The 23,625-nt window shown below is 64.7% G+C and carries 20 protein-coding genes; 5 read left to right on the top strand and 15 right to left on the bottom strand.

Translation table 11 applies throughout. The features are described 5' to 3' along the window. Positions 1 to 2 precede the first annotated feature (2 nt). From dhaK to lysS, 8 genes are all read right to left on the bottom strand, one after another. Positions 3 to 1,004 (bottom strand): dihydroxyacetone kinase subunit DhaK, encoded by a 1,002-nt coding sequence (dhaK, locus tag F8G81_RS01825; protein ID WP_267277342.1) that lies wholly within the window; start codon positions 1,002 to 1,004, stop codon positions 3 to 5. Positions 1,005 to 1,214: 210 nt separating this feature from the next. After that, positions 1,215 to 2,636: an FAD-binding oxidoreductase gene (locus F8G81_RS01820; RefSeq protein ID WP_267277341.1), complete on the bottom strand. Its 1,422-nt coding sequence runs from the start codon at positions 2,634 to 2,636 to the stop codon at positions 1,215 to 1,217. A 152-nt stretch (positions 2,637 to 2,788) separates the two neighbouring features. Continuing rightward, a complete protein-coding gene (locus tag F8G81_RS01815; protein WP_267277340.1) occupies positions 2,789 to 3,298 on the bottom strand; it encodes an amino-acid N-acetyltransferase in 510 nt (169 codons plus the stop codon). Between the two features lie 159 nt (positions 3,299 to 3,457). Next, a complete protein-coding gene (locus F8G81_RS01810) occupies positions 3,458 to 5,596 on the bottom strand; it encodes an alpha/beta hydrolase family protein (RefSeq protein WP_267277339.1) in 2,139 nt (712 codons plus the stop codon). A 522-nt stretch (positions 5,597 to 6,118) separates the two neighbouring features. Beyond that, entirely contained in the window at positions 6,119 to 8,611 is a 2,493-nt protein-coding gene (locus F8G81_RS01805; protein WP_267277338.1) for an ATP-dependent Clp protease ATP-binding subunit, read from the bottom strand. A 609-nt stretch (positions 8,612 to 9,220) separates the two neighbouring features. After that, positions 9,221 to 9,550 carry a histone-like nucleoid-structuring protein Lsr2 gene (locus F8G81_RS01800; RefSeq protein ID WP_267277337.1) on the bottom strand — a complete coding sequence of 110 codons (330 nt, stop codon included), beginning with the start codon at positions 9,548 to 9,550 and terminating at the stop codon, positions 9,221 to 9,223. Positions 9,551 to 9,688: 138 nt separating this feature from the next. Then, positions 9,689 to 9,868 (bottom strand): hypothetical protein, encoded by a 180-nt coding sequence (locus F8G81_RS01795; RefSeq protein ID WP_267277336.1) that lies wholly within the window; start codon positions 9,866 to 9,868, stop codon positions 9,689 to 9,691. A 3-nt stretch (positions 9,869 to 9,871) separates the two neighbouring features. Further along, positions 9,872 to 11,404, bottom strand: coding sequence for a lysine--tRNA ligase (gene lysS, locus F8G81_RS01790; RefSeq protein WP_416377091.1), 1,533 nt, complete (start codon positions 11,402 to 11,404; stop codon positions 9,872 to 9,874). Between the two features lie 67 nt (positions 11,405 to 11,471). On the opposite strand from lysS, the gene F8G81_RS01785 reads away from it, so the two are divergent. The 3 genes from F8G81_RS01785 to F8G81_RS01775 all read left to right on the top strand — a co-directional run bounded on the left by F8G81_RS01785 (position 11,472) and on the right by F8G81_RS01775 (position 14,307). Continuing rightward, positions 11,472 to 12,455 carry an alpha/beta fold hydrolase gene (locus F8G81_RS01785; protein ID WP_267277335.1) on the top strand — a complete coding sequence of 328 codons (984 nt, stop codon included), beginning with the start codon at positions 11,472 to 11,474 and terminating at the stop codon, positions 12,453 to 12,455. A gap of 85 nt (positions 12,456 to 12,540) precedes the next feature. Further along, on the top strand, positions 12,541 to 13,395 hold the full coding sequence (locus F8G81_RS01780; protein WP_267277334.1) for an alpha/beta fold hydrolase: 855 nt from the start codon (positions 12,541 to 12,543) through the stop codon (positions 13,393 to 13,395). Between the two features lie 78 nt (positions 13,396 to 13,473). Next, positions 13,474 to 14,307, top strand: coding sequence for an alpha/beta fold hydrolase (locus tag F8G81_RS01775; protein ID WP_267277333.1), 834 nt, complete (start codon positions 13,474 to 13,476; stop codon positions 14,305 to 14,307). A gap of 97 nt (positions 14,308 to 14,404) precedes the next feature. On the opposite strand, the gene F8G81_RS01770 is transcribed toward F8G81_RS01775, so the two are convergent. The 3 genes from F8G81_RS01770 to F8G81_RS01760 form a co-directional block, all read right to left on the bottom strand. Then, on the bottom strand, positions 14,405 to 15,871 hold the full coding sequence (locus F8G81_RS01770; RefSeq protein ID WP_267277332.1) for a DHA2 family efflux MFS transporter permease subunit: 1,467 nt from the start codon (positions 15,869 to 15,871) through the stop codon (positions 14,405 to 14,407). A gap of 128 nt (positions 15,872 to 15,999) precedes the next feature. Continuing rightward, positions 16,000 to 16,566, bottom strand: coding sequence for a type 1 glutamine amidotransferase domain-containing protein (locus F8G81_RS01765; protein WP_267277331.1), 567 nt, complete (start codon positions 16,564 to 16,566; stop codon positions 16,000 to 16,002). A 214-nt stretch (positions 16,567 to 16,780) separates the two neighbouring features. After that, positions 16,781 to 17,401 carry a TetR/AcrR family transcriptional regulator gene (locus F8G81_RS01760; protein ID WP_416377090.1) on the bottom strand — a complete coding sequence of 207 codons (621 nt, stop codon included), beginning with the start codon at positions 17,399 to 17,401 and terminating at the stop codon, positions 16,781 to 16,783. Between the two features lie 125 nt (positions 17,402 to 17,526). Between F8G81_RS01760 and F8G81_RS01755 the strand changes: the two genes are divergently transcribed. Then, on the top strand, positions 17,527 to 17,802 hold the full coding sequence (locus F8G81_RS01755; protein WP_267277330.1) for a hypothetical protein: 276 nt from the start codon (positions 17,527 to 17,529) through the stop codon (positions 17,800 to 17,802). Positions 17,803 to 18,195: 393 nt separating this feature from the next. Here F8G81_RS01755 and F8G81_RS01750 read toward each other — a convergent pair whose 3' ends face one another. Further along, a complete protein-coding gene (locus F8G81_RS01750) occupies positions 18,196 to 18,348 on the bottom strand; it encodes a hypothetical protein (RefSeq protein WP_267277329.1) in 153 nt (50 codons plus the stop codon). Between F8G81_RS01750 and F8G81_RS01745 the strand changes: the two genes are divergently transcribed. After that, the gene (locus F8G81_RS01745) at positions 18,347 to 20,164 is read left to right on the top strand and encodes a glycoside hydrolase family 15 protein (protein ID WP_267277328.1); all 1,818 of its coding nucleotides are present in this window, start codon (positions 18,347 to 18,349) and stop codon (positions 20,162 to 20,164) included. The two genes, F8G81_RS01750 and F8G81_RS01745, sit on opposite strands and share 2 nt — an antisense overlap. A 20-nt stretch (positions 20,165 to 20,184) precedes the next feature. Here the strand turns inward: F8G81_RS01745 and F8G81_RS01740 are convergent, their stop codons facing one another. The 3 genes from F8G81_RS01740 to F8G81_RS01730 are packed head-to-tail and all read right to left on the bottom strand — an operon-like array spanning position 20,185 to position 23,594. Further along, entirely contained in the window at positions 20,185 to 21,114 is a 930-nt protein-coding gene (locus F8G81_RS01740; protein WP_267277327.1) for a 4-phosphopantoate--beta-alanine ligase, read from the bottom strand. A gap of 1 nt (position 21,115) precedes the next feature. Beyond that, positions 21,116 to 22,135 carry a Rossmann-like and DUF2520 domain-containing protein gene (locus F8G81_RS01735; protein WP_267277326.1) on the bottom strand — a complete coding sequence of 340 codons (1,020 nt, stop codon included), beginning with the start codon at positions 22,133 to 22,135 and terminating at the stop codon, positions 21,116 to 21,118. Then, a complete protein-coding gene (locus tag F8G81_RS01730; protein ID WP_267279367.1) occupies positions 22,128 to 23,594 on the bottom strand; it encodes a PH domain-containing protein in 1,467 nt (488 codons plus the stop codon). The genes F8G81_RS01735 and F8G81_RS01730 overlap by 8 nt, the downstream gene beginning before the upstream one ends. Positions 23,595 to 23,625 lie beyond the last annotated feature (31 nt).

Genomic DNA, 23,625 nt, shown 5'->3' with positions numbered 1-23,625 from the left:
GGCTACACGCCCCAGCGCAAGGCAGCCGTGTGAACGGGGGCATCCCACAAATCAATAAGCTCGTCGTCCAGCCGCAGCACGGAAATGGAGCAGCCCTGCATTTCCAGCGCGGTGATGTAGTTCCCCACCAGGTTCCGCTCCACGGTGGCTCCCCTGGCGGCAATCACCTGTGCCGCCCTGCGGTAGACAATGTAGAGCTCGCTCAGGGGTGTCCCGCCCATGCCGTTCACGAACAGCAGCAGCCTGTCCCCCGCGCCCACACCCAGATCGTCCAGCACCGGCTGCAACAGCCGGTCGGTGATCCCATCCGCACGCTCCATCGGGATGCGGTGCCGGCCGGGTTCGCCGTGGATCCCGATGCCGATTTCGATCTCGTTATCCTCCAGGTCGAAGCTCGGCGATCCTGCATGCGGGACGGTGCAGGCGGACAGCGCGACGCCCATGCTGCGGACGTTGCTGTTCACACGCTCACCGATGGCGGCAACGGCATCCATGCCGTCCCCCCGCTGGGCGGCTGCGCCCGCTATTTTTTCCACCAGCACGGTTCCGCCCACGCCACGCCGGCCAGCGGTATGGAGCGAGTCCTCCACCCCAACGTCATCGTTCACCAGGACGGCACGGACCTGGATCCCTTCTGCCTCTGCCAGTTCAGCCGCTGTTTCGAAATTGAGGACGTCACCGGTGTAGTTCTTCACGATGTGGACGACGCCGGCGCCGGAGTTAACCGCCAGCGTCGCCGGAAGGATCTGGTCAGGAGTGGGCGAGGTAAAAACCGCGCCGGGCACAGCGGCGTCGAGCATTCCGCGCCCCACGAAGCCCGCGTGGAGGGGTTCATGTCCGCTGCCGCCCCCTGAAACCAGTCCCACTTTCCCAACCACCGGCGCGTCTGCACGGACAACGAAAGTGGGGTCGGTGCTGACTTTTACCAGGTCTGCGTAGGCAAGTCCGAAGCCCTCCACGGATTCGTCCACAACGCTGCGCGGATCGTTGATAAGTTTTTTCACGGCGGAGCTCCTGGGACGTGGGGTGCTTCCTGGAGGATGTCACTTTGACCCTACTACCGCCACCGGGACGAGGGTAGTTTGAGGCTCTGTGCCGCTCACGACGAAAGGGACAGCCCCCATGACTGTCCCTTTCACGCGAATCCCTGAAACTGCGATCCCTGGCAGTTTATCCATCAAATAGTCTAATGCCAATCCCGGGAGGCTCGCCTGCTAAGCGACGAAGGTCCGCAATTGTCCTGCCGCTGGTTGGATTGCATGGCCGTGACGGAACAAATTCTTTGGATCCAGCTCAGCCTTGGCCTTGCTGAGCCGTTCCCGGGCAGCTTCCGGCCAGGCGCGGGAGGCCAGTTCCGGCGACGTAAGGTGCCCATGCAGGTTGACGGCCGTACCGCCCGTGCCGAAAGGCTCCAGGACCTCCCGGGCTTCCTGGATGGCTGCCGGAACCAGGTGCGCGAGCTGCGGCACCATGATGCCCACCGCAAAGAAGGACAGTGCGGCATCACGTCCACCCACGTAGTCGAAGCCGGCCACCTCGGCATTTAATGGCCTGGCCAGCGCTCCTCCCATCAGCCGGATTTCAGCCAACAGGAGCGGCGCGGTGCTGCCTGGTCCAGCCAGTCGGAGCAGCGCGTCCTCAAGGCCCGCGTCCAGATCCCTCAGCAGCATGCCGCCTTCCCGGACAGGAACCGGGCGTTCCGGGTCTGCGTGGATCTCGTCCACCCGCGCGTACGGCAGCGGGCCTGCCCCGTCCAGCAGGACCGGAGCCACCTCCCGCATCGGCGCCAAGATTTGAGCTCCTTCAGCCGCATCGCCCTGCCAGGCGAACCGGAGGTGCATCACAAACTTGCCGCGGAGGAACGCCGGTACTTCCTCCATGTCCGGCAGGCGGAGGAATGCCAGGGAGGCGGAAGCCTCGGCGGGAAGATGCCGGATCCACTCGCGGAACCCTGCCAGCACATCCCGGGAGTGACCGCCGTCGTAAAAGATGCCGCCGGCGAAGAGTTCACCGGCCGGGAACAGCGAGAACTCCATGGCCGTGACAATGCCGAAGTTCCCCTTGCCGCCGCGGAGCAGGGCAAACAGCCGCGGGTCGCTTGCTGCATCCACTCGGCGCAGGACGCCATCGGGGGTCACCACGTCGAATGCCAGCACATGGTCGGAGGCAAAGCCGTACTTCCGCCCCAGGAGCGGCAAACCGCCGCCCAGCGTGTAGCCAACAACGCCGACGTCGGTACTGGAGCCGTGCAGGCCCATCAGCCCGTAGGGCGCAGCTGCCCTGAGGACGTCCCGCCAGCGCACCCCGGCGCCGACGCGCGCCGTCCGCTCGTCAGGATCGATGAAGAGTTCCAGCATCAGCCGGGTACTGATAAGCAGGCCATCGGTAATGGCGTTGGCGGCTCCGTGGCCAGTGGACTGGACTGAAATGGACATACCGCGGGCGGCTGCCCACCGGACCGCGGCCACGACGTCGTCGGCGTTGACTGCGCTCAGTACCAGGTCCGGGGTGTGGCGGGTGGCGAGGTTAAACGCTGCCACTTCCGCGTCATAGTGGGGGTCGCCGGGGGCATACACGAGCCCACGGACCAGAAGCTGAAGCTCGGTTTTTTCCGTGTGGGAGGAGAGGATGTGCATGAGGTGCTTTCATTAGTCGGGGTTTGCTCCCCAGCAAGCTCCCAGCAGTTTATCCATCGAATCGACCAATGTGAAGACTATAAAAATCATGCATTATCACCGCGTCATTCTGGCCCTGTCTCTCCGTGCTCAGGGAGCAACGAAGGACCTGTTCAGAGGAACTTGATCATTCGCGTGTTGCCAAGGGTATTGGGTTTTACGCGCGCGAGGTCCAGGAACTCGGCCACGCCTTCGTCGTGCGAGCGCAGCAGCTCCGAGTACACCTCCGGGTCCACCGCCGTCTGGTCCGCCATCACCTCAAAGCCGTGGCGCTTGAAGAAGTCCACCTCAAACGTGAGGCAGAAGACCCTTCCCACGCCCAACTGACGCGCTTCCTCCAGAAGACTCTCCACCAGCACATGGCCAACGCCCCTGCCCCGCCAGGCGTCTGAGGCGGCAAGGGTGCGCACCTCTGCCAGGTCTTCCCACATCACGTGCAAAGCGCCGCAGCCGATGACGTCGCCGTCGTCCGATTCGGCGATCCGGAACTCCTGCAGGCTCTCGTAGTACGCCACCGTCTCCTTGGCCATCAGGATCCGCTGCTCAGCCAGCGGCGCCACCAGTCTCTTGATGGCGGCCACATCACTAGTGCGGGCAGGACGGATACGGAAGGAGTCAGTCACAGGTTCAATCCTATGGCCGCAGCGTCCGGCTCGAAGACTGGGCCGCTTGGAGCGCTCCGATACCGGTACGAGGCGAAGGAGGCTGGGACATTCCTGTAGCGTGCGTCAAAGCGAGGAACCAGCAGCACGCGGGAAATGTCCCAGCCTCCGAGCAGGAGCTTAGAGACCCAGCTCGGCCGGTACCGGGAGCTCCTCGTCCAGCACGTGCTTGGCGAGGAAGCTTTCCACGACGCCGTACCAAACCTTGGCATGCTGCGGTTGCAGGACCCAGTGGTTCTCGTCGGGGAAGTACAGGAAGCGGTGCGGAGTCTGGCCGTCCCGGTCGGCGGCCAGTTGGGATTTGGACAACAGCTCGTACCAGAGCCGCAGGCCTTCACCGATGGGCACCCGGTAGTCCTTGTCCCCGTGGATCACCAGCATGGGCGTGCTGATCTTTTCCACATGGCGGTGCGGCGAGTTCTCAATGGCCATCTCCTCGGTCATTTCCCTCAGCCAGTACTGCGAATCGTCAGTGGTGGGCCCGAACTGGTCCAGGGCCCACAGGCTGGCATGGGTGACCACTGCCCTGAAGCGGTCAGTGTGCCCGGCAACCCAGTTGGCCATGTAGCCGCCAAAGGACCCTCCCATGGCCGCGGTTCGGGTCGGATCGATGTCGGGGCGCCTCTCAGCGGCGTCCGTGGCGGCCATCAGGTCAGTAAAGGGAGCCTTGCCCCATTCCCCCCAGCCGCGCTGGATGTACGACTGCCCGTAACCTGTGGACAGCGCGGGGTCGGGCAACAGGACCGCATAGCCCTTCGCTGTGAGCAGCCACGGGTTCCACCGCCAGGTCCAGGCGTTCCAGGATCCCAGCGGGCCGCCGTGGATCCACAGCAGCATCGGCGCAGGCGCATCGGCCGATGCTCCCTCTGGCAGAGCCAGATAGGCAGGCACCCGTGCGCCGTCGGCCGCCGTCGCCGCCAGCCGTTCCAGCCGGCCCGGAACCGCAGGCCGTTCGGCCGGCGCCGGAAGGCGCGTTGCCTCACCCGTTTCCAGGTCGATCCGAACGGCTTCCGGCGGGAAGGCGTAGGAGCTGCGCAGCGCATACGCGGTGCGTCCTTCCGGTGACACCACGACGTCGGTGTACGCCGCCGCATCCTGCGTCAGCCTCGTGACGCTCACTTCAGCAGCAGACGCCGGGAGGCTGATCCGGAAGACCGGCGACGCGCCGTCGTCGTCCGCTGTGACCAGCAGTGCTGAACCGTCCGGGAGCCAGGCGGCGGGCCTTGCCCAGCGGTCCCAGTCATGAACCAGCGCGGTGAGGCGGGCGGCGCCCCCTGTCTGGCCGGGTGAATCCAGCCGGCCGGAAACATCCAGAAGGTTCAGCTTGACCTGCGGCGCCTGATGCGGGGTGGTGTCGCTTTCGCTGACCACAACCAGCGTGTTGCCGTCCGGACTGACCGGGCCGGGGAAGTAGCTCATGCCTTCCTCGTCCAGCAGCACATTCCGGTTGCCGGAAGCCACATCCACGGCCACCAGCACCGAACGGCTTTCTGCCTTCGCCAACGGCCTCGTGTAGCTCGTGTAAATGGTCCTGCCGTCCGGGCTGGCCACCGTTTCCGCTTCCCGCAGCCGGGGCCCTGCGTGGGGGGTGAGGTTGCGAAGGACGCGCGGCGGGGCAGCATCCACCGTGGCAGGCTTTCCCGCCTCTTCGTCCTGGCCCTCATCGACGGCGAAGATCCGCGGCTGGCCGGGGCCCAGGTCCGAGTCCCAATAACGCACCGGATATTCGCTGTGCAGTATGGCGGCCACTTTGTTGTCCTTGCGGGCCTTACGCCGCTCCGCATCATTGTCCTCGTCCGTGGAACCGGCCAGGATCTCGGCAATAACGAATGTCGCGTCGGCGTCCCGGGCAGACAGGACCTTGTCCACTCCGCCCGGCCTGGAGAGAATTACCCTGGCCTCGCCGCCGCCTGCCGGGAGCAGCCACAGGGCCTTGACGGGATCGCCGTCGGGGCTTTCCGGGTCCGGCCGGGCCGAGGTGAAGTAGACATCGCCGTTGGCTGCGAAGACGGCCCCGGCCTCTCCTTTGGCGCTGCGGGTGATCCGCCGGGCCTGCTTTTCGCCCGTGGGGTCAAGCTCCCAAAGCGCTGTGGCGAATTCGGTGCCTTTGCCGTTGAGGGTGGAGACGGTGGTGACCAGCCTCCGCCCGTCCGGGCTTAGGGCAAGGCCGCTCACCCGGGGGATAGCCAGGTAATGGTCCAGGTCATGGAAAGGGGTCAAAGGTTGCTCGCCCGGGATCGCCGGGTTCAGGTTAGCCATGTACCCGATTCAACCCGACTGTGCCCCGCATCACAAAGCCCCGCGCCGAGCACGAGTGTCGCTCGGGTGCGTTGCTGTGGCTGGGTTCGCTCCGGCACCGGCGGCATTTGCCGCTTGCTGCTCCTTCGTCGCTTTGACGCAAGCTACACAAATGCCCCCGGCACCCTCGCTTGTGGCGCAAGAACGCTTCCCAGCCAACAGATCCCCCGCACGAACGGTTCTGCCCCGCATGAGCGGCTTTGGGCAGCACCGCTCAAGCGGGCCAAGGCCGCTCATGTCAGGCTCCAGCGTATAGAGCCAAGGTGAGTCCGCGCACGAGGTGCCGGGCATCAGGGATTTATGTAGGCGCCGTCAAAGCGAGGAACGAGCAGGCGCCGGGAAATCTCTGATGGCCGGCACCGGACAGAACCACGGCAGCGCCCCGACCACGCACCGGACTCAGCCTTTGACCGGATGGGAGCTTAACAAGCGAAAGGCCCCGCCTGCTCCTTTGCGGGAGTGGCGGGGCCTTCGGGTTGGTGCTTAGACGCTCGGTGCGATCTCAGGGATGCGCGGCTTGGCGTTACCGGCGAAGGTGAACTTGGCGTCGTCGCCTTCGCCGTCCACATCCACCACCACGATGTCCCCGGCGTGAATCTCGCCGAAGAGGATCTTCTCGGAGAGCTGGTCCTCGATCTCGCGCTGGATGGTGCGGCGCAGCGGCCGTGCACCCATGGCGGGATCGTAGCCTCGCGTTGCCAGCAGGACCTTGGCCGCGGTGGTGAGCTCGATGCCCATGTCCTTGTCCTTGAGGCGCTTTTCCAGGCGGCCCACGAACATGTCCACGATCTCGACGATCTCGTCCTGGGTGAGCTGCGGGAACACCACAACGTCATCCACACGGTTCAGGAACTCCGGGCGGAAGTGCTGCTTGAGCTCCTCCGTCACACGGGCGCGCATCCGGTTGTAGCCGGTCTGCGTGTCCGTACCGGACTGGAAGCCGGTGGCAACACTCTTGGAGATGTCCCGGGTGCCCAGGTTGGTGGTCATGATGATCACCGTGTTCTTGAAGTCCACCACGCGGCCCTGGGAGTCGGTCAGGCGGCCGTCTTCCAGGATCTGGAGCAGTGAGTTGAAGAGGTCCGCGTGGGCCTTCTCAACTTCATCGAACAGGACCACGGAGAACGGACGGCGGCGGACCTTTTCGGTCAGCTGTCCGCCTTCCTCGTAGCCCACGTAGCCCGGAGGGGCACCGAAGAGCCGCGAGACGGTGTGCTTCTCGGAGTACTCGGACATGTCCAGGGTGATGAGGGCGTCCTCTTCACCGAACAGGAACTCGGCCAGGGCCTTTGCCAGCTCGGTCTTGCCGACGCCGGTGGGGCCGGCGAAGATGAACGATCCACCGGGCCGCTTGGGGTCCTTGAGTCCTGCGCGGGTACGGCGGATTGCCTGGGACAGGGACTTGATGGCCTCGTTCTGGCCCACCACACGCTTGTGCAGCTCGTCTTCCATCTTCAGCAGGCGCGAGGACTCTTCCTCCGTCAGCTTGAACACCGGGATGCCAGTGGAGTTGGCCAATACCTCGGCGATGAGATCCTCATCCACCTCGGAAATATCGTCCATGCCGCCGGACTTCCAGTGGCGTTCCTTCTCCGAACGCTCGGTGATGAGCTTCTGCTCCTTGTCCCGGAGCGAAGCGGCGCCTTCGAAGTCCTGCGCGTCGATGGCGGATTCCTTCTCCATCTTCAACTTGGCGATCCGCTCATCCATGGCCTTCAGCTCGGGCGGAGCGGTCATGCGGCGGATACGCAGCCGTGCACCGGCTTCATCGATGAGGTCGATCGCCTTGTCCGGCAGGAACCGGTCCGAAATGTAGCGTTCCGACAGGTTGGCGGCCGAGGCGAGGGCGCCGTCGGTGATGGTGACGCGGTGGTGTGCCTCGTAGCGGTCCCGCAGGCCTTTGAGGATCTCGATCGCATGCGCAACGGAGGGTTCCTTGACCTGGATCGGCTGGAAGCGGCGCTCCAGCGCTGCGTCCTTTTCGATGTGCTTGCGGTATTCGTCCAGGGTGGTGGCACCGATGGTCTGCAGTTCACCGCGGGCCAGCATGGGCTTCAGGATGGACGCGGCGTCGATGGCGCCCTCGGCGGCACCTGCACCAACCAGGGTGTGGATCTCATCAATGAAGAGGATGATGTCGCCGCGGGTGCGGATTTCCTTGAGGACCTTCTTCAGGCGCTCTTCGAAGTCACCGCGGTACCGGGAGCCGGCCACCAGGGACCCGAGGTCCAGGGTGTACAGCTGCTTGTCCTTGATGGTTTCCGGGACGTCGCCGCGGACAATCGCCTGGGCCAGGCCCTCGACGACGGCCGTCTTGCCAACGCCGGGCTCCCCGATCAGGACCGGGTTGTTCTTGGTGCGGCGGGAAAGGACCTGCATAACGCGTTCCATTTCCGACTCGCGACCGATCACCGGATCCAGCTTGTTCTCGCGCGCAGCCTGGGTCAGGTTGCGTCCGAACTGGTCCAGGACAACCGAACCGGCCGGGGTACCTTCGGGCTGGCCCGTACCGACGCCTGCGCCGGTGGTTTCCTTGCCCTGGTAGCCGGAGAGGAGCTGGATGACCTGCTGGCGGACACGGTTGAGGTCAGCACCGAGCTTCACCAGCACCTGGGCGGCAACGCCCTCACCCTCACGGATGAGTCCCAGCAGGATGTGCTCCGTGCCGATGTAGTTGTGGCCAAGCTGCAGGGCCTCGCGCAGCGAGAGTTCCAGCACCTTCTTGGCGCGGGGGGTGAAGGGGATGTGCCCGGACGGGGCCTGCTGGCCCTGGCCGATGATCTCCTGCACCTGCTCGCGAACGCCGTCGAGCGAAATGCTCAAGGACTCAAGAGCTTTGGCGGCAACGCCCTCACCCTCATGGATCAGACCCAAGAGGATGTGTTCGGTACCAATGTAATTGTGGTTCAGCATGCGTGCCTCTTCTTGGGCAAGCACAACTACGCGACGGGCACGGTCCGTAAATCGCTCAAACATTTCGCCACACTCCTAGCTACGACGTACTTTGATGCTACGTGGCGGACCCGGCAAAGTGGAGCGTGTTCGCCACAGGGGAAACCGTGACGGGCCGGGAATAACCTGAGGGTACTTCCGGCGGGGTTACTTGCGGAAGTCAAACAGAGCGGTGTGCACAGTCCCGTCATCCAGTTCGAGCGTGAATTCCCTGCAGGATCCGCGGCCACAGTCTGTTCGATGACGTCCGGAGTGGAGTCCCCGGGACAGGCAACAGCGGACGACGACGGCGCTCCCGCCGCCAGGACATCCACTTCGCGGCCTCCGCCCGGGCTGAATCTTGACTCAGCCCCTCGGGACGCAATTTTCTTGGGCACTAAAGACCCCCACCAAGCATCGATTCATGAGGCCAAAATTCGAGGGCGTCCCGGACCGGAAGCTCAAACCCCGCCACCGGCAGACTTTGAAGGAATCAGCCAATGATTGTTCTCACCGTACACTTGCGCCCCAATGGCAGCAATGGTTTTTTATGCCCCCAAGCCGGCACGGTTGATAACTCATTCAGAGCACAAAAAACCCGGTCCCCGCCATTGGACGAAGACCGGGCTAAAAGCGGCCTAAGGGTGCCGGATACTAGGAATTGGCCTTTTGGTAGGCTTCCTGGATTTCAGCCTGAATTCGGCCCCGGCTGTTAACCGTGTAGCCGTTTTCACGTGCCCACTGACGGATTTGCGCAGAGTCATTGGCGCGCCCGCCCGATGCGGCTTTTGTTCGGGTGGCGCGGCCCGCGGATGTTTTGCGGGCTGCGGCCACATACCGCTCCAGCGCCGATCGGAGCTCGGCGGCGTTGGCTGCGGACAGATCAATTTCGTAGCTGACCCCATCGAGGCCAAAACGGACATTCTCGTCCGCGGTTCCCCCATCCAGATCATCTACGAGGATGATGTTTACTTTCTGTGCCATTAAATTGTCTTCCTCTTGGAAAGGGTTCGGGTTTTCGGCAAAAGCAGGATGTTCCTGTAAAAAGTATGACCCTCGGTATGGCAACGCGTCAAAGCGCCGAATGGTTCCTGTGGATATTCACGAGAAAGTCCGGTCGTTTTATTTATTGGTATCCGTTTCCGGCCCGTTCGGAGTGTCCGTTTGGCGGGCTTCTGCTTCAGCCTGAGCCCGGGCTTCAGCCCGCCGCTCCGCTTTATCGGCATTAAAAATTGATTTCATGGCGAACCAGAAAAGCAGGCCAACAACCAGGGAGGGCAGGAGTACCGCGACGTATTCCACGCGTTAGTTCACCTCGGGCTTAAGGAGCGGGAAGAGGATTGTCTCCCGGATGCCGGCGCCGGTGAACAGCATGACCAGCCTGTCGATCCCGAGGCCGATACCGCCCATAGGAGGGGCGCCGTATTCGAGGGCCCGGAGGAAGTCCTCGTCCAGCTGCATGGCCTCGTCATCGCCGGCGGCGGCGTGGCGGGACTGCTCGGTGAGACGCTCACGCTGGATGACGGGGTCGATCAGTTCAGAGAACGCGGTGCCGCGTTCCATGCCGCCGATGATGAGGTCCCAGGCCTCGATCAGCCGGCCGTCCTTCCGGTGCGGGCGGGCCAGAGGCTGGGCGGACGGTGGGTAGTCGTAGACGAATGTGGGATTCAGCAGCGTGGGCTCCACGATTTCGCCAAAGAGTTCAACCGCCAGCTTTTCGGCGTCCCACTTGGGATCGGCCTTGACCTCATGCTTTTCGGCGATTTCGCGCAGCACCTCAACGGACGTCTCCGGGGTGACTTCCTGGCCAACGGCGTCGGAAAGCCCAGGGTAGACGGACAGCCAGGCCCAGTCGCCGTCGAGGTTGATCTCCCCGGCCTCCGTCTGCAGGGTGCGCCCGGCACCCACAGCGTCTGCCGCGTCCAGGATGATTTCCTTGATGCGGTCCGCCATCACGAACTGGTCCGCCCAGGCCTCGTAGCACTCAAGGGTGGTGAACTCCGGGCTGTGGGTGGAGTCCACGCCCTCGTTGCGGAAAACCCGGCCCATGTCGTAGACCCGGTCGATCCCGCCCACCACGGCGCGCTTGAGGTAAAGCTCGGTGGCGATGCGAAGCGTCATCTTCTGGTCGAACGCGTTCATGTGCGTCTCGAACGGGCGGGCCAGGGCCCCACCGTGAACCAGGTTCAGGATGGGGGTTTCCACCTCCACGTAATTGTGGCGGTGGAGGCTCTCGCGGATGGAACGGGTGATCGCGGCACGGGTATAGACCATTTCGCGGGCTTCGTCGCGCACCATCAGGTCCACGTAGCGTTGGCGGACGCGGGTTTCCTCGTTCAGTTCCGCGTGCAGGACAGGCAGCGGGCGGAGCGCCTTGGAAGCCATGGACCAGGATTCTGCCATCACTGAAAGTTCACCGCGGCGGGAGGAAATCACCTCGCCCTTGATGAACACGTGGTCGCCCAGGTCAACCAGGGCCTTCCAGTCCGCGAGCGCTTCTTCGCCCACGGCGGCCAGGCTCAGCATGGCCTGCAGCCGGGTGCCCTTGCCGTCCACGCCGCCTTCCTGAAGCGTGGCGAAGCAGAGCTTGCCGGTGTTCCTGACAAACACCACCCTGCCGGTCACACCCACGATGTCACCGGTGGTTTCATCAGCCTGCAGGTGCGCGTACTTCTCACGGATCTCCGTGAGGGAATGCGTGCGCTCCACACCCACCGGATATGCCTCGGTGCCGCGCTCGATCAGCTTGGCGCGCTTTTCCATGCGGATGCGCATCTGTTCGCTGGCGTCGAGCGGCTCGGGGGCATTCTTGGGGGCGGGTGCGTTTTGGGAAGTCACAATCCCCAAGTTTACCGGGACTTCGGGTGCCGGGCTTCCGGCGGCAGCGGGGGCTTAGACTCGGGCTGTGGAGACCTGGACAGTTGAAACGGAAGACGGCGGCCGCCTGGACGTTCACTCGTTCCTGACTCCGGCCGGTAGCCTCAGGGCCGGGACCCTCGGCAGGGCCCGTTCCGCTGCATTGATGGTTCCGGGGGCAAGCACCCCCACAGGCGGCGAGCCGACGACGGCTGGCGCTCCCGGCGTCGTACTCATCCACGGCACCCTGGTGACCGATGCCCTCTACCGGCCTTTCGCCCGGAAGCTCAGTGTCCTGCTGGGCAGGCCCGTGCACTGTTACAACAGGCGCGGAAGGGGCGGGTCCGCGCCGCAGCCGGCCGACTATTCGGTGAAAACCGAGATCAGCGATCTGGCGGCGGTGATGCGCGAGACCGGGTCAACGGACGTGGTGGCCCACAGCTACGGCGGGTTTGTGGCGCTGCAGGCCGCCCGGACACTGCCGATGGGCCGGCTGGTGACCTATGACGCCGCAGTGTCCCTCTCCGGCAGCCTGAGCCACCGGTGGCGGCCCGAGCTGGAGGACGCGGTGACCGCTGGCCAGCTCAACCATGCCTGGGCACACCTGGTGCAGGGCCTTGCAACCGCCGGTCCGGTCTCCTACCTGCCGCTGGGCGCCTTGCGGATGCTGAGCATACTGTCCGCGCGGACCAATGTGGGTGCGGAAATGCGGCAACTGCTGCCCACCGCCGTCGCGGAGATGCGGGCGGTGCTTGACGCCGATGCCGAACTGGAGGACTTCACCTCACTCAACATCCCCATCCTGATGCTCAGCGGCGGCTGGAGCCCGGCATACTTCGCGCAGACGGGCCGGGAGCTCGCCGCGGCGGTTCCGTCTATCCAGTTCGCCGTGGTGCCCGGCCAGCTCCACGAGGGCCCGATCCGCCCCGGCAAAGGCCTTGCGGTGCGCGTGGCGCGCTTCATCAACGGAGGCGACAGCGAGGTCCGCAGGCTTGGGCGCCGGCGGCCCAGGGGCGGCCGGTCGGGCGGGTAAGGCTTCCCCTCCCCCTGGGATGGACCCCCAGGATGGACCGGGCCAGGATGGGCCCGCCTGGGATGGACCTGCCTAGGATGGGAGCGTGAAAGAACAGGCAGTTCCCACGCACGACGGCGGCCGGCTGGCTTTGTACAGCTACGGCGCCGTGGACGCGCCGGGAGAACGCCGTGTGGTGGTTATCGGCGGCGCCTTCCTTACCGCTCTCATCTATCGTCCGTTCTCGATCGCGCTGGCCAGGGGCCTCGGCGAGGGCTGGGCTGTTGACGTCTATGACCGGCGCGGCCGGGGCAGGTCCAGCGAACAGCCGCCAGGGTATTCCATGGCCACCGAAATCGCCGACGTCCGCACTGTCATGGACACCACCGGCGTCCGAAACATCCTGGGCCACAGCCTGGGCGGCTCGGTGGCACTCAATGCCGTGCAGGAGTTCTCGGGAACCGCCTACGAACCGGACAAACTGGCGGTCTACGACGCCGCCGTGAACATCGACGGCAGCCTGGACACCTCCTGGCTGAACGATTTCGAGCAGGCCGTCAACGCCGGCAACGTGGGTCATGCACTCGCCCGGCTCAAAAAGGGCATGCAGCCGGGTTCCGCTCTCGCCAAGATCCCGGAGCCGGTCCTGGCGGGGCTGATGGCCCTTGTCTCGCGGACCAAGGTCAACCGGATGTTCCGGGAACTGATGCCCAGCGGGGTGGGCGAACTGCGCGCAGCCTACGACGAAGCCGAGCATGTGCGTGACTTCGGGGTCCTTCCTGCCAACACGCACTTTATGGTGGGCGGCAAGAGCCCCGGCTACTACAAAGTGACGGCCCAGCGCCTGCATGCTGCCGTGCCCGGGAGCACCTACGAACTCTCCCCCAAGGGTTTTCATGGGTCCATCCCCGCGGCCGTGGAGGAACTGGTGACGGACATCTCTGAATACTTCAAGGGCTGAGCCCTCCGGCGGCGACTTTTCCGCGCACAGAGCGAAGACTGCTGCCAGCACTCAGGTACCTTCCGCTAGGCTCGGAACATGACGCGTGAGAACATCAGGACCCCAGACGGCGGCACGCTGGAGGTATTTTCCACCGGCTCGGAACTGACCTCAGCCGGTTCAGGCGTAGTGGTTGTTCCGCCCTCCATGGTGACGGCCGCCGACTACACCAAGTTTGCGCAAAAACTCAGTGCCGCGTTGGGCCGGCCGGTCCACACATTCAACCGCCGGGGCCGCGGCTCTTCCTCTCCGCAGCCGGAGGACTACACCCTTGACGTGGATATCCGCGACCTTGACGTGGTCATGAAGCACACATCCAGCACGGACGTATTCGGCCACAGCTTCGGCGGTGCCGTGGCGCTGCACGCTGCCCGCACCCTTCCGGTGGAGCGGCTGGCGGTCTACGATCCCGCCGTTTCCGTGAACCACAGCGTTAAGGCTGACTGGACTGCCGAGTACGAACGGGCCACCGCGGCCGGCGACGACGACCGTGCCCTGGCCGTGTTGAGCAAGGGACTGGAGACCGGCGGCACCTTCGCCCGGATGCCGCTGTCCATGCTCACCATCGCGAACAAGCTCACGGCAGGCACACACCTGGGAAAGCAGCAGCGCGAGTTGATGCGCACCGGCGTCCGTGAAATCAAGGCCATCATCGCGGCTGACATGCCTGCCGAGCCGTTCCTGGCACTGCCGCTGGAAACCCTGATTATCGTGGGCGAGAAGAGTCCGGCGTACTTCGGCGTGGCCTGCGGCCAGATCCACGATGTCCTGTCCGGGTCCAGCTACACCATCCTGCCCGGCTTTGGCCACGACGGCGTCATCCGGGCACCGGACAAGCTCATCACCGAGCTCCGGGACTTCTTCGCCGGCTGATACTCCCTGCGCGAACGAACACTTGAGGCCCCGCTTTCGCTGAAAAGCAGGGCCTCAAGTGTTCGTTCGCGCTTAGCGCAGGGGTGCAGGAATCGCGCTAGTGGCCGGGGGTGGCGCCTTCCGTTTTGCGCATCATGGCGGAAAGCACGACGGCGGCGACGGCTATCACCGCGGCCGTCAGGAAAGCGGCACTCATCCCGGCAACGAGGCCCGAGGTGGCCGAAACCACGGCGAAGATGGACACCAACAGTGCCGTTCCGCCGGCTCCGGCTACCTGCTGGGTGGTGCTCATGATGGCCGAACCGTGCGAGTAAAGGTGCGGCGGCAACGGGTTCAGCCCGGTGGTAAACGCCGGTGTGAACAGCAGCGCCAGGCCGAAACTCAGCCCGATGTGAAGGGTAACGATCCACCAGACTGGCGTGCCGGCGTCGAGCATGGAGAACTGCCACAGGGACAGCACCATCAGGACGGACCCGGTCACGGTCAGCGGCAACGGGCCCACCTTGTCGAACAGCCGCCCAATGACCGGGCCCAGGAGGCCCATGGCCAGGCCTCCGGGCAGCAGCGCGAGCCCTGTCTCCAGGGAGCCCAGGCCGCGGATCTCCTGCAGGTAGAGCGGCAGCAGGATCACGCCGCCGAAGAGGGCCATCATGGCCACCACCATCAGCAGCACCGACACCGTAAACATTCGGAAGTTGAACGCCCGGAGGTCCAGCAGCGGAGCGTCGGCCTTCTGCAGCCGGAGCTGGCGCAGCACGAACACCGCGAGGCTGGCAGCACCGATGACCAGGGCCGCAATGGCTGCCGGGCCGGGGCCGGCCTGCCCGCCATGGCCGCCGCCGATCTGGGAGAGGCCGTAAACCACGCCGCCGAAGGCGGGAATGGTCAGGACGACGGAGAGGAAGTCGAGCTTCGTCTTCTCACTTTCGCCCACGTTGGTGAGGTACTTCGCCCCGATGGCCAGCGCGGCGAGCGCGACCGGAAGGACAAACACAAACATAAAACGCCAAGTGAAGTGCTCCAGGATGAGCCCTGAAACGGTGGGGCCCATAGCCGGCGCCACCGAGATGGCAATGCTGACGTTGCCCATCACCGCACCGCGCTTGGCCACGGGAACCAGCGTGAGGATGGTGGTCATCAGCAGCGGAAGCATGATGGCCGTGCCGCCGGCCTGGATGATGCGGGCCAGGAGCAGCAGCTCAAACCCGGGCGCAACCGCGGCCAGGGCCGTGCCGCCGGCGAAAAGGCCCATCGCCAGCATAAAAACGGCCCGCGTGGACAGGCTCTGCAGAATGAATCCGGTAGTGGGGATGACCACGGCCATGGTCAGCATAAAGCCGGTGGAAAGCCACTGCACCGTGGGCGCGTCAACCCGAAGGTCAACCATCAGCCGCTGCAGTGCAACGTTCATGATGGTCTCGTTGAGGATCACCACAAACGTTGCCACCAGCAGGGTGGCAATGATTGTCACCGACTCCCGGGACATCTTCTCCGGCGCGGACAGCTTCACGGTGGAAGCCTGCATGGGATCTCCGGCGGCGTTCGAAGATACTTCTGTAGACATGGGTGTTCCCTCAGGGAGTTTTGGATTCAGTGGTGACAGCGAGCCTCGTCGCTGCAGATTCCAACACTCTACCGGTTGGAGTAATTCCTCCGCACGGGTTTTTTCTTAATCCTGAGGGAACAACTGGCCTATGCTGTCTGGCCGGCGTGCTGGCCTTCCGAGATTTCCTCCATCACTTTGCTGTTGAAGGCGTCGAGGTCCTTCGGGCTGCGGCTGGTCACCAGGCCCTGGTCCACCACCACTTCCTCGTCGCTCCAGTTGGCCCCGGCGTTTTTCAAGTCCGTCTGAAGCGTGTGGTAAGAGGTAACGTTGCGGCCGCGGACCACACCGGCGTCGATGAGCAGCCACGGCCCGTGGCAGATGGCGGCCACTGGCTTGTGCTGTTCAAAGAAGCTCCGCGTGAAGTTCTGAGCGTCCTTGTCCACCCGGAGGTGGTCTGCGTTCACCACTCCGCCCGGCAGCACCAGGGCGTCGAAGTCGGCGGCGTTGGCTTCCGCCACGGTGAGGTCCACGTTGAAGGTATCGCCCTTGTCGGTGCCGTTGTAGCCCTGCAGGCGGCCACTGGACGGTGCCACCAGGATGGGCTGGCCGCCCGCTTCCTTCACGGCCTGCCACGGGCTGGTGAGCTCCACCTGCTCGACGCCGTCGGTCAGCAGGAATGCCACCCTCTTGCCTGCGATGCTGTGTTCTGACATTGTTCCTCCTCGCGTGAGGCGGGGACGGCACGCTTTTGGCGCGCAGCGATGCCCGCTTCGAGAGTTGTTTGCCTGACACCATCCAGCCTAGGAAACGCAAAAGTCATAAGCAAGCTGACTAATGGCGCTGCGACTGACGCTCTCCAGCCGGCGCGAACGAACACTTGGGGCCCCGACGCGCCGGGCCCCAAGTGTTCGTTCGCGCCGAGGGGAGCTAGTTGCGGTGGTGTTCGATCAGCCAGCCTGCCATCTGCTGGGCGCGATGCGCAGCTCCGGTGTCACCTTCTGCGGCTGACACAATGGACCCCTTCATCAGGATGTGCCAGGACCGGGCGAATTCCTCGGTGCGTTGCAGCCCGGCCTCCTCGGCCAATGCCTGCACGTGTCCCCTGATCTTGGCGAGATAATCGATGCTGGCCCTGCCCAGCGGATGCGCCGGGCCCATCTCAAGAAGCACGTTGATGAATGAGCAGGCCTCAAAGTCTTCGCGCAGGAACCAGTCAGAGAAAACGTCAAAGATGGCCAGCAACTGTTCTGCGGGTGAGCCGGCACGGAGCTTCGCCTGGCCCACAATCGCCTCGACCGTCCACAATTGGTCTCGCTGCTCGAGGAACGCCAGGACCAGGTCATTCTTGGAAGGAAAGTGACGGTAAAAAGTGGCTTTTGCTACTCCCGAGCGTGAAATCAGTTCATTCACGCCCACGTCCCGGACACCGCGCCGTGAAAAGAGCTCATAGGCAACGGCCAGGATCCGTTCTGCAGAATCGGCAGGAGCCATCCCCGCCACCCTCATGGGTTCCCGAGGGTCCGGTGCCGGCGCTGCTTCAAAATTCATCGTGGGAACAGTTTACCTTCAGAGGGAAGACAGACCGGTCTTTCTCGCTGTAGGGTTTCCCGTATGCGCAATGCTTCGACGCCGGACGGACAGAGTGGCCCGCCCGATTGGTGCAAGGAGGCTCCATGTCAGCAGAACGGATGTTCCATGACATGCGGCACGGTTCCGATCCCTGGCCGGATGAAGACGTCCCTGCCAACGTGCGCCAATTCGCGATTGAGTCCCTTCGGTGGCAGGCGCAGGAGATCATTGACGAAGTACTGTGCGGAACTGACCCCCGTGAAGAGTTGGCGCGGGCACGGCTCCGCCGCTGTCTAATCCAAAACCCCGGGAAGCCCGAGCTTGCGCTCCTTCAGCAACTGACATTCAACCGGGACTGCCTGACTGAACGTCCGAGCTAAAACCCAACGGCGGCTGGAGATGTGAGCCAGGAATTGGAGCAGTTAAATTAACGAGGGTGCTGGGGCCTTTCGGCTCCAGCACCCTCGCCTCACCTGCGCGACGGCGGGCTGCTTCACCTATGCGAAGGCGGGCTGGGATCCGGGACGGCAATCGAAGAAGTGCGGCTGCTGAACTGGCTCGAAAGGAACTATCAGCCATTGGCTTCCGTAGTATTCCACGTACGAGTCCGCCGGGCAGCGGGAGTAGGCTTCTTCGCGGGTCATCTTGGTTGGCTTTCATGATTGAGCTGTACGTTGAACGGTCAAGAACCCCGCTCAAACTGTTAGCGCTAACGAATAACCCCCAGTGTGAGCGCTAACAGAAGTGCGGTCAAGAGTCCCGGACTAACTTTTTTAGGAGCCCTTCTGGCCTTCCAGCGCATCATCGCAGGTCAGCGCTCCAGTAAACGCATTCTCCGCCGTCGGAACAATTTTTGACCCCTGGCCGATCAGCGGCGGCAAGAGATTCTGCCACAGAACTGCCTTGTTGTGCTTAGGTAGAAGCATGGCGGCACCCATCGAGGATTACGCGCTTTTGTCAGACCTGGCCACCGGGCCACTCATCTCCCGGTCTGGGAGCGTGGACTGGCTTTGCTTCCCCCGTTTTGACTCACCGTCCGTCTTTGCAGCACTCCTTGGAAACGAAGATCATGGCAGGTGGCTGCTTGCGCCGGCGGACCCCGATGCCGTGGTGGTGAGCCGCCAGTACCTGGAGTCCACCTTCGTCCTGGAGACCACCTGGCAGACCTCCACCGGGCAGATGCGTGTTACAGACCTGATGCCGCCAGGGCAAGGCCGATCCTCCCTCCTGCGACGCGTGACGGGCGTCCAGGGAACTGTTTCGGTGCGCCAGGAGCTGAGCATCCGCCCCCAGTACGGTGCGATCGTCCCATGGATGAGCCGCATCCGGAAGAACACCGTGCCCGGAAGCGGGGACGCGTTGCTGGCCATGGCGGGGCCTGATGCCTGGGCCCTGCAGGGGCCTCATTTGCCCGAGGCCCATGGCCACGTGCGCCTTGGGGATTTTCAGGTCCCGGCCGGCGAGTCAGTCGACTTCGAACTGACGTGGTTCCCCTCCTACAAGGAAGTTCCGGCGCCGCTGGATTTTGACGCAGCGCTCGAGGAGACAACGCGCTATTGGACCCGTTGGGGTGGGAACTGCCGCCAGGACGGCATTTACGGGCCCGCCGTCAAGAGATCCCTGCTTGTTCTGCGGGCCTTGACCCACTACGAAACGGGAGGCATCGTCGCCGCTCCCACCACGTCCCTGCCGGAGGACTTTGGCGGCTCACGCAACTGGGACTACCGCTTTTGCTGGCTCCGCGACGCCGCCCTGACCCTTGAAGCCATGCTGACCCACGGGTACGAAACGGAGGCTCTCAAGTGGCGCAACTGGCTGCTGCGCGCGCTTGCCGGTGATCCTGAGGATGTCCAGATCATGTACGGGGTGGCCGGGGAACGCGACCTCCCGGAGAGGGTACTGGATCACTTACCCGGCTATCAGGACGCGCGGCCGGTCCGGATTGGCAACGCCGCAGTGGCTCAATACCAGGCTGACGTGGTTGGCGAAGTGATGGTGGCCCTGGAGCGGCTGCGCCTGGCCGGCGGAAAGGAAGACACGTTCTCCTGGGCGCTGCAGCGGGCCCTGCTGGGATTCGTCGAGAAGCATTTTGATGACAAGGACTTCGGGTTGTGGGAGATGCGGGGCACCGCCCAGTACTTCACGCATTCCAGGGTGATGATGTGGGCGGCCTTTGATTGTGGTGTCCGCGCGGTTCGGGACCACGGACTCCCAGGCCCGGCCGAGCACTGGGAAGAACTGCGGCGGCGTTTGCGGTCAGAAATCATGGAGCGGGGCTTCAACGCCGAGCTGAACTCCTTCACCCAGACGTACGGCGGCACCCAGACGGACGCCGCGCTCCTGGCCCTGCCGCAGGTTGGCTTTCTGGCTTACGACGACCAGCACATGCTCGGTACAGTCGCCCAGCTGGAACGCGAGCTTCTGACTGACGAGGGACTGCTGTTGCGCTACCGGACCGAGACGGGCGTTGACGGCCTTGAACCGGGCGAGCATCCTTTTCTTGCCTGCTCCTTTTGGCTGGTGGAACAATACGCACGCACCCACCGGCAGTCCGATGCCGGGGCACTGATGGACAGGCTTGTGGGGTTCTCCAATGAGCTGGGCCTGCTAAGCGAAGAATACGCGCCGGAGGACCAGCGGATGGCAGGGAACTTCCCGCAGGCTTTCTCCCATTTGGCGCTGGTCAGGGCCGCCGACGCCATGCACGGAGTGGACCTGCTCAGCCTCGCAGCCCAGGAATAGCCTTCCGCCTTATTTGAGTATCAGGAGCTTAGCGGCACGTTGTCGATCAGCCGGACGGGTCCCACCCTCGCCGCTATGATCCCCAGCCCCTCGCCGCGGAACGGGGTCGCCCGGCAATTCTCTGCCAGGGGCTCCAGGGTGAGCGGATCCACCACGTCGAAGTAGTCCAGCTCAACCATCGGCTGGGAGGCCACCAGGGCCTGGGCCGAGTCGAGGTCCAGCGGCTCGTGGGCGTTCGCCCGTTCCTCCAGCAGCCGCAGCGCCCTGGACAACACCAGTGCGGCTTCGCGCTGATCCTCGGACAGGAAGCGGTTGCGGCTGGACAGAGCCAGGCCGTCGCCGGAACGGACTGTCGGCACGGCAATGATTTCCACCGGGAAGTTCAGATCGGCCACCATCCGCCGCACCAGGGCCAACTGTTGCGCGTCCTTCTGGCCAAAGTACGCGCGGTAGGCAGGAAGCCCCCCGCCGTTGCCCGACACAAAAGCCCCTGCGGGCGGCAGCCCTGTCCCCGGAATGCCGTAGTGCAGCAGCTTGGCCACCACGGTGAGGGCACCGTCAAAATGGCCCGGCCGGGATGCGCCCTCCCACTTCTCCCCCAACGGACCTGCTGTGACCCGCACCAGCGGCGCCCCTTCGGGATAGACCTCCTCCACCGGCGGCGCAAATGCGATGTCCACTCCCTGTTCCTCCAGCAGCGCGAGGTCCGCGTCCAGGGTCCGTGGATAGCGGTCCAGGTCCACGGCGTCGCCGAACTGCAGCGGGTTGACGAAAATGGACGCCACCACCACGTCGTTTTGTTCGACGGCGGTGCGCGCCAGCCGGGCATGTCCCTCGTGGAGGGCTCCCATGGTGGGCACCAGGCCCTGGGACACGCCTTGCTTCTCCCTGAGGAGCCGGGCGCCCTGCGCGCGCAGGTCCGCCACCGTTGTCACCAGCTGGATGCTCATGTCATCGTCCTCCCGAGGACCGCGGCCCATCGCCGTCGGAGTTATGGTCGCCAAAAGGGTCACCGCTGCCCGAGCCGTCACCGCTGGCCGGCCCATCGCTGCCCGGTTCGCCGTTGTTGGAGCCGTCGCCCTGTTCATTTTCAAGGAGGGCTTCGCGGATCGCCTTGAGCTGATCCGCTTTCAGCAGCCCTCGTCCTTCGGCGCGGCGGGCTGTTGCCCGGGCCATGGCAAGGTACGCCTCAAGCACATCGGCCTGCGCTCCGGCGTCGTACTCACGCAGCGCTTCAGCATGGGCGGCGACAGTTCCGATGTCACCGCGTGCAACCGGACCGGTCAATGCCGATTCGCCGGACGCCAGGGCGTTCTCCAGGGTGGCGCGTAAGAGGGGCCCCAGCATCCGTTCGGGTGCGTCAACGCCTACATCGCGCAGCAGCTGCGACGCCTGCGCCACCAGGGTAACCAGGTGGTTGGAACCATGGGCCAGCGCCGCATGGTAGAGCGTGCGATCGCCCTCGGCGATGGCCACCGGCTCGGCCCCCATCTCCACCACCAGCGCCTGGGCTATGGGCAGCATCGCAGCGTCAGCGGTCACGCCGAACGTGCAGTCAAGGAGCCGGGTCAGGTCCAGGCTCATACCGGTGAAGGTCATGGCGGGGTGCAGGGCCAGCGGGATGGATCCTGCCGCCCGTACCGGGTGCAGGACGCCCACGCCAAACCGGCCCGACGTATGGGCCACCAGCTGGCCTGGCTGCCAGGCGCCCAGTTTGGCCAGGCCCTGGACGAGGCTGGCCAGGGCGTCGTCCGGTACCGCCAGGAGCACCAGTTCGGACCGCTCCACGATGTCCTGGACCTCCATCACCGGAACCCCCGGAAGCAGGGCTTCAGCACGTTCGAGGCTGGCATCGGAAACGGCGGAAACTCCGACGACGGCGTGCTCGGCGGAGCGCAATGCCGCACCGAGGACTGCGCCCACCTTGCCGGCGCCGATGATTCCGACGCCAAGGCGTCCTGGTTTAGCCATGCTGGCCTTCCTGAAGTGAGGTGTCGGCGGCAGCGGCGGTTCCCTGCTGCGGTTGTTCCGCCAGGCCAGGGGCAACCTGGGCCAGCCATTGTTCGCTGGTTTGCCGTTTCCGGGCCAGGCGGGCGCGCGCTGACTGTTCGTCAAACAGGGCCCTGGCCTGGTCCATATCGGCCTGTATCAGGCGGGGCACCACGGGCCCGGCGGTGGTGTGGAGCACCAGGTCGGCCACCCGGAACCGCCTGGCCAGCGGTCCCTGGTGCAGGGCCATGGACTGGGTCCGCTGGTGCGGGACCACCACCAGGTGCCGCCACCAGCGGCCTGAACGGATTAGAAGCGCCGTGTCGGTGGCGGTGAACCCGTTCCGCCGCCACCCGAGGGGTGCCAGCAGCCGGGCCCGTGGCGGCGTGGTGACAAAACCGCCGTCGGCATCCAGTCCCGTCAGTCCGGCAACGAAAACCTTCCCGGGCTCAGGAGTTCCCGGATCCGGCAGCACCAGGGCAAGCATGCTCATCACGTCAGGCAGTTTTCCTACCGGCAGGAGGGTGGTGCGGGAGGTGCCCTCGCCGTTGCCTCCCACCAAGCCATACCCGGCCACGTTTACCTGGATCCGGTACCAGCCAAAGAACCGCCACAGCGGAGGCTGCGTCACTTTCAGCGCCTGGATCCGGCCGGGAGGCAGCGTCTGCGCCTGCGTGTCCAGCAGCCCGTAGCGAAGCCGAATCCCGTCCGGCGAGATGGCTGCCGTGAAGTTGTAACCCTTGTTGAAGGATCCCCAATAGGTGGCGGCCAGGCCAAGGGCCGCCGGAATCAGGTAGAAGTAGAACCCCCGGTTGTCCGTCACCGCGGAGAGGACAACGGACGCCACACCGCCCAGCACTATAAAGAAGCTCTGTTCGCTGAGCAGCAGCGAACCGATAAGGCGCGACGGCGGCACTGACAGCACGGGCTGCTCCGGTGCCTCGGGCGCGGCCTCCTGCGTTTCGCCGGAAACCTGCACCACGCCGGCGGCCCGGGCCAGGATGGTTGCCCGAAGTTGCCGGGCGTCATCCATCCGGAGGTAGGCCAGCCGCACCGCGGACTCGCCGGCGTCCGCCACCTCGAATTTGAGCTCGGCAAGGCCAAAAACCCTGGCCAGCAGTGGCTGAACGATGTCGATGGCCTGGACCCGGTCCAGCCGCGCCTGGCGCTGCTGGCGAAAGAGGAAGCCGGTATTGACCCGGACGTAGCCACCGGACACCTGGTACTTGGTGAAGTACCAGGTGAGGATGAAGCCGAGCACTGCGATCAGCAGCACTGCCCCTCCTCCAGCAAGCAGCCAGGGGACCCGGCCGGCGAAGCCGTCTTCCAGCACGGGCCTGCCTTGAAGCATCCGTTCGAAGATGTCGCGGCCGAAGAAAAAGCCGATGGCGGCCAAGGCCACCCAGCCGCGCACAAAAGGCGACGCCGGATGGACCCGCAGCCACTCGCCGTCGGGGGCCGGTGAAGGCTGC

The sequence above is a fragment of the Arthrobacter sp. CDRTa11 genome (assembly GCF_026427775.1).
GTDB lineage: Bacteria > Actinomycetota > Actinomycetes > Actinomycetales > Micrococcaceae > Arthrobacter.
The sequence above is the reverse complement of the archived record's forward strand: the minus strand, read 5'-3'. Positions and strand labels throughout refer to the sequence as shown.

Bases quoted from the DNA above. Each gene is read 5' to 3' on its own strand.
- F8G81_RS01820 (WP_267277341.1), bottom strand. From the start codon at position 2,636: ATGCACATCCTCTCCTCCCACACGGAAAAAACCGAGCTTCAGCTTCTG.
- F8G81_RS01810 (WP_267277339.1), bottom strand. From the start codon at position 5,596: ATGGCTAACCTGAACCCGGCGATCCCGGGCGAGCAACCTTTGACCCCT.
- F8G81_RS01805 (WP_267277338.1), bottom strand. From the start codon at position 8,611: ATGTTTGAGCGATTTACGGACCGTGCCCGTCGCGTAGTTGTGCTTGCC.
- F8G81_RS01800 (WP_267277337.1), bottom strand. From the start codon at position 9,550: ATGGCACAGAAAGTAAACATCATCCTCGTAGATGATCTGGATGGGGGA.
- F8G81_RS01775 (WP_267277333.1), top strand. From the start codon at position 13,474: ATGACGCGTGAGAACATCAGGACCCCAGACGGCGGCACGCTGGAGGTA.
- F8G81_RS01770 (WP_267277332.1), bottom strand. From the start codon at position 15,871: ATGTCTACAGAAGTATCTTCGAACGCCGCCGGAGATCCCATGCAGGCT.
- F8G81_RS01765 (WP_267277331.1), bottom strand. From the start codon at position 16,566: ATGTCAGAACACAGCATCGCAGGCAAGAGGGTGGCATTCCTGCTGACC.
- F8G81_RS01760 (WP_416377090.1), bottom strand. From the start codon at position 17,401: ATGAATTTTGAAGCAGCGCCGGCACCGGACCCTCGGGAACCCATGAGG.
- F8G81_RS01755 (WP_267277330.1), top strand. From the start codon at position 17,527: ATGTCAGCAGAACGGATGTTCCATGACATGCGGCACGGTTCCGATCCC.
- F8G81_RS01745 (WP_267277328.1), top strand. From the start codon at position 18,347: ATGGCGGCACCCATCGAGGATTACGCGCTTTTGTCAGACCTGGCCACC.
- F8G81_RS01750 (WP_267277329.1), bottom strand. From the start codon at position 18,348: ATGCTTCTACCTAAGCACAACAAGGCAGTTCTGTGGCAGAATCTCTTG.
- F8G81_RS01740 (WP_267277327.1), bottom strand. From the start codon at position 21,114: ATGAGCATCCAGCTGGTGACAACGGTGGCGGACCTGCGCGCGCAGGGC.
- F8G81_RS01735 (WP_267277326.1), bottom strand. From the start codon at position 22,135: ATGGCTAAACCAGGACGCCTTGGCGTCGGAATCATCGGCGCCGGCAAG.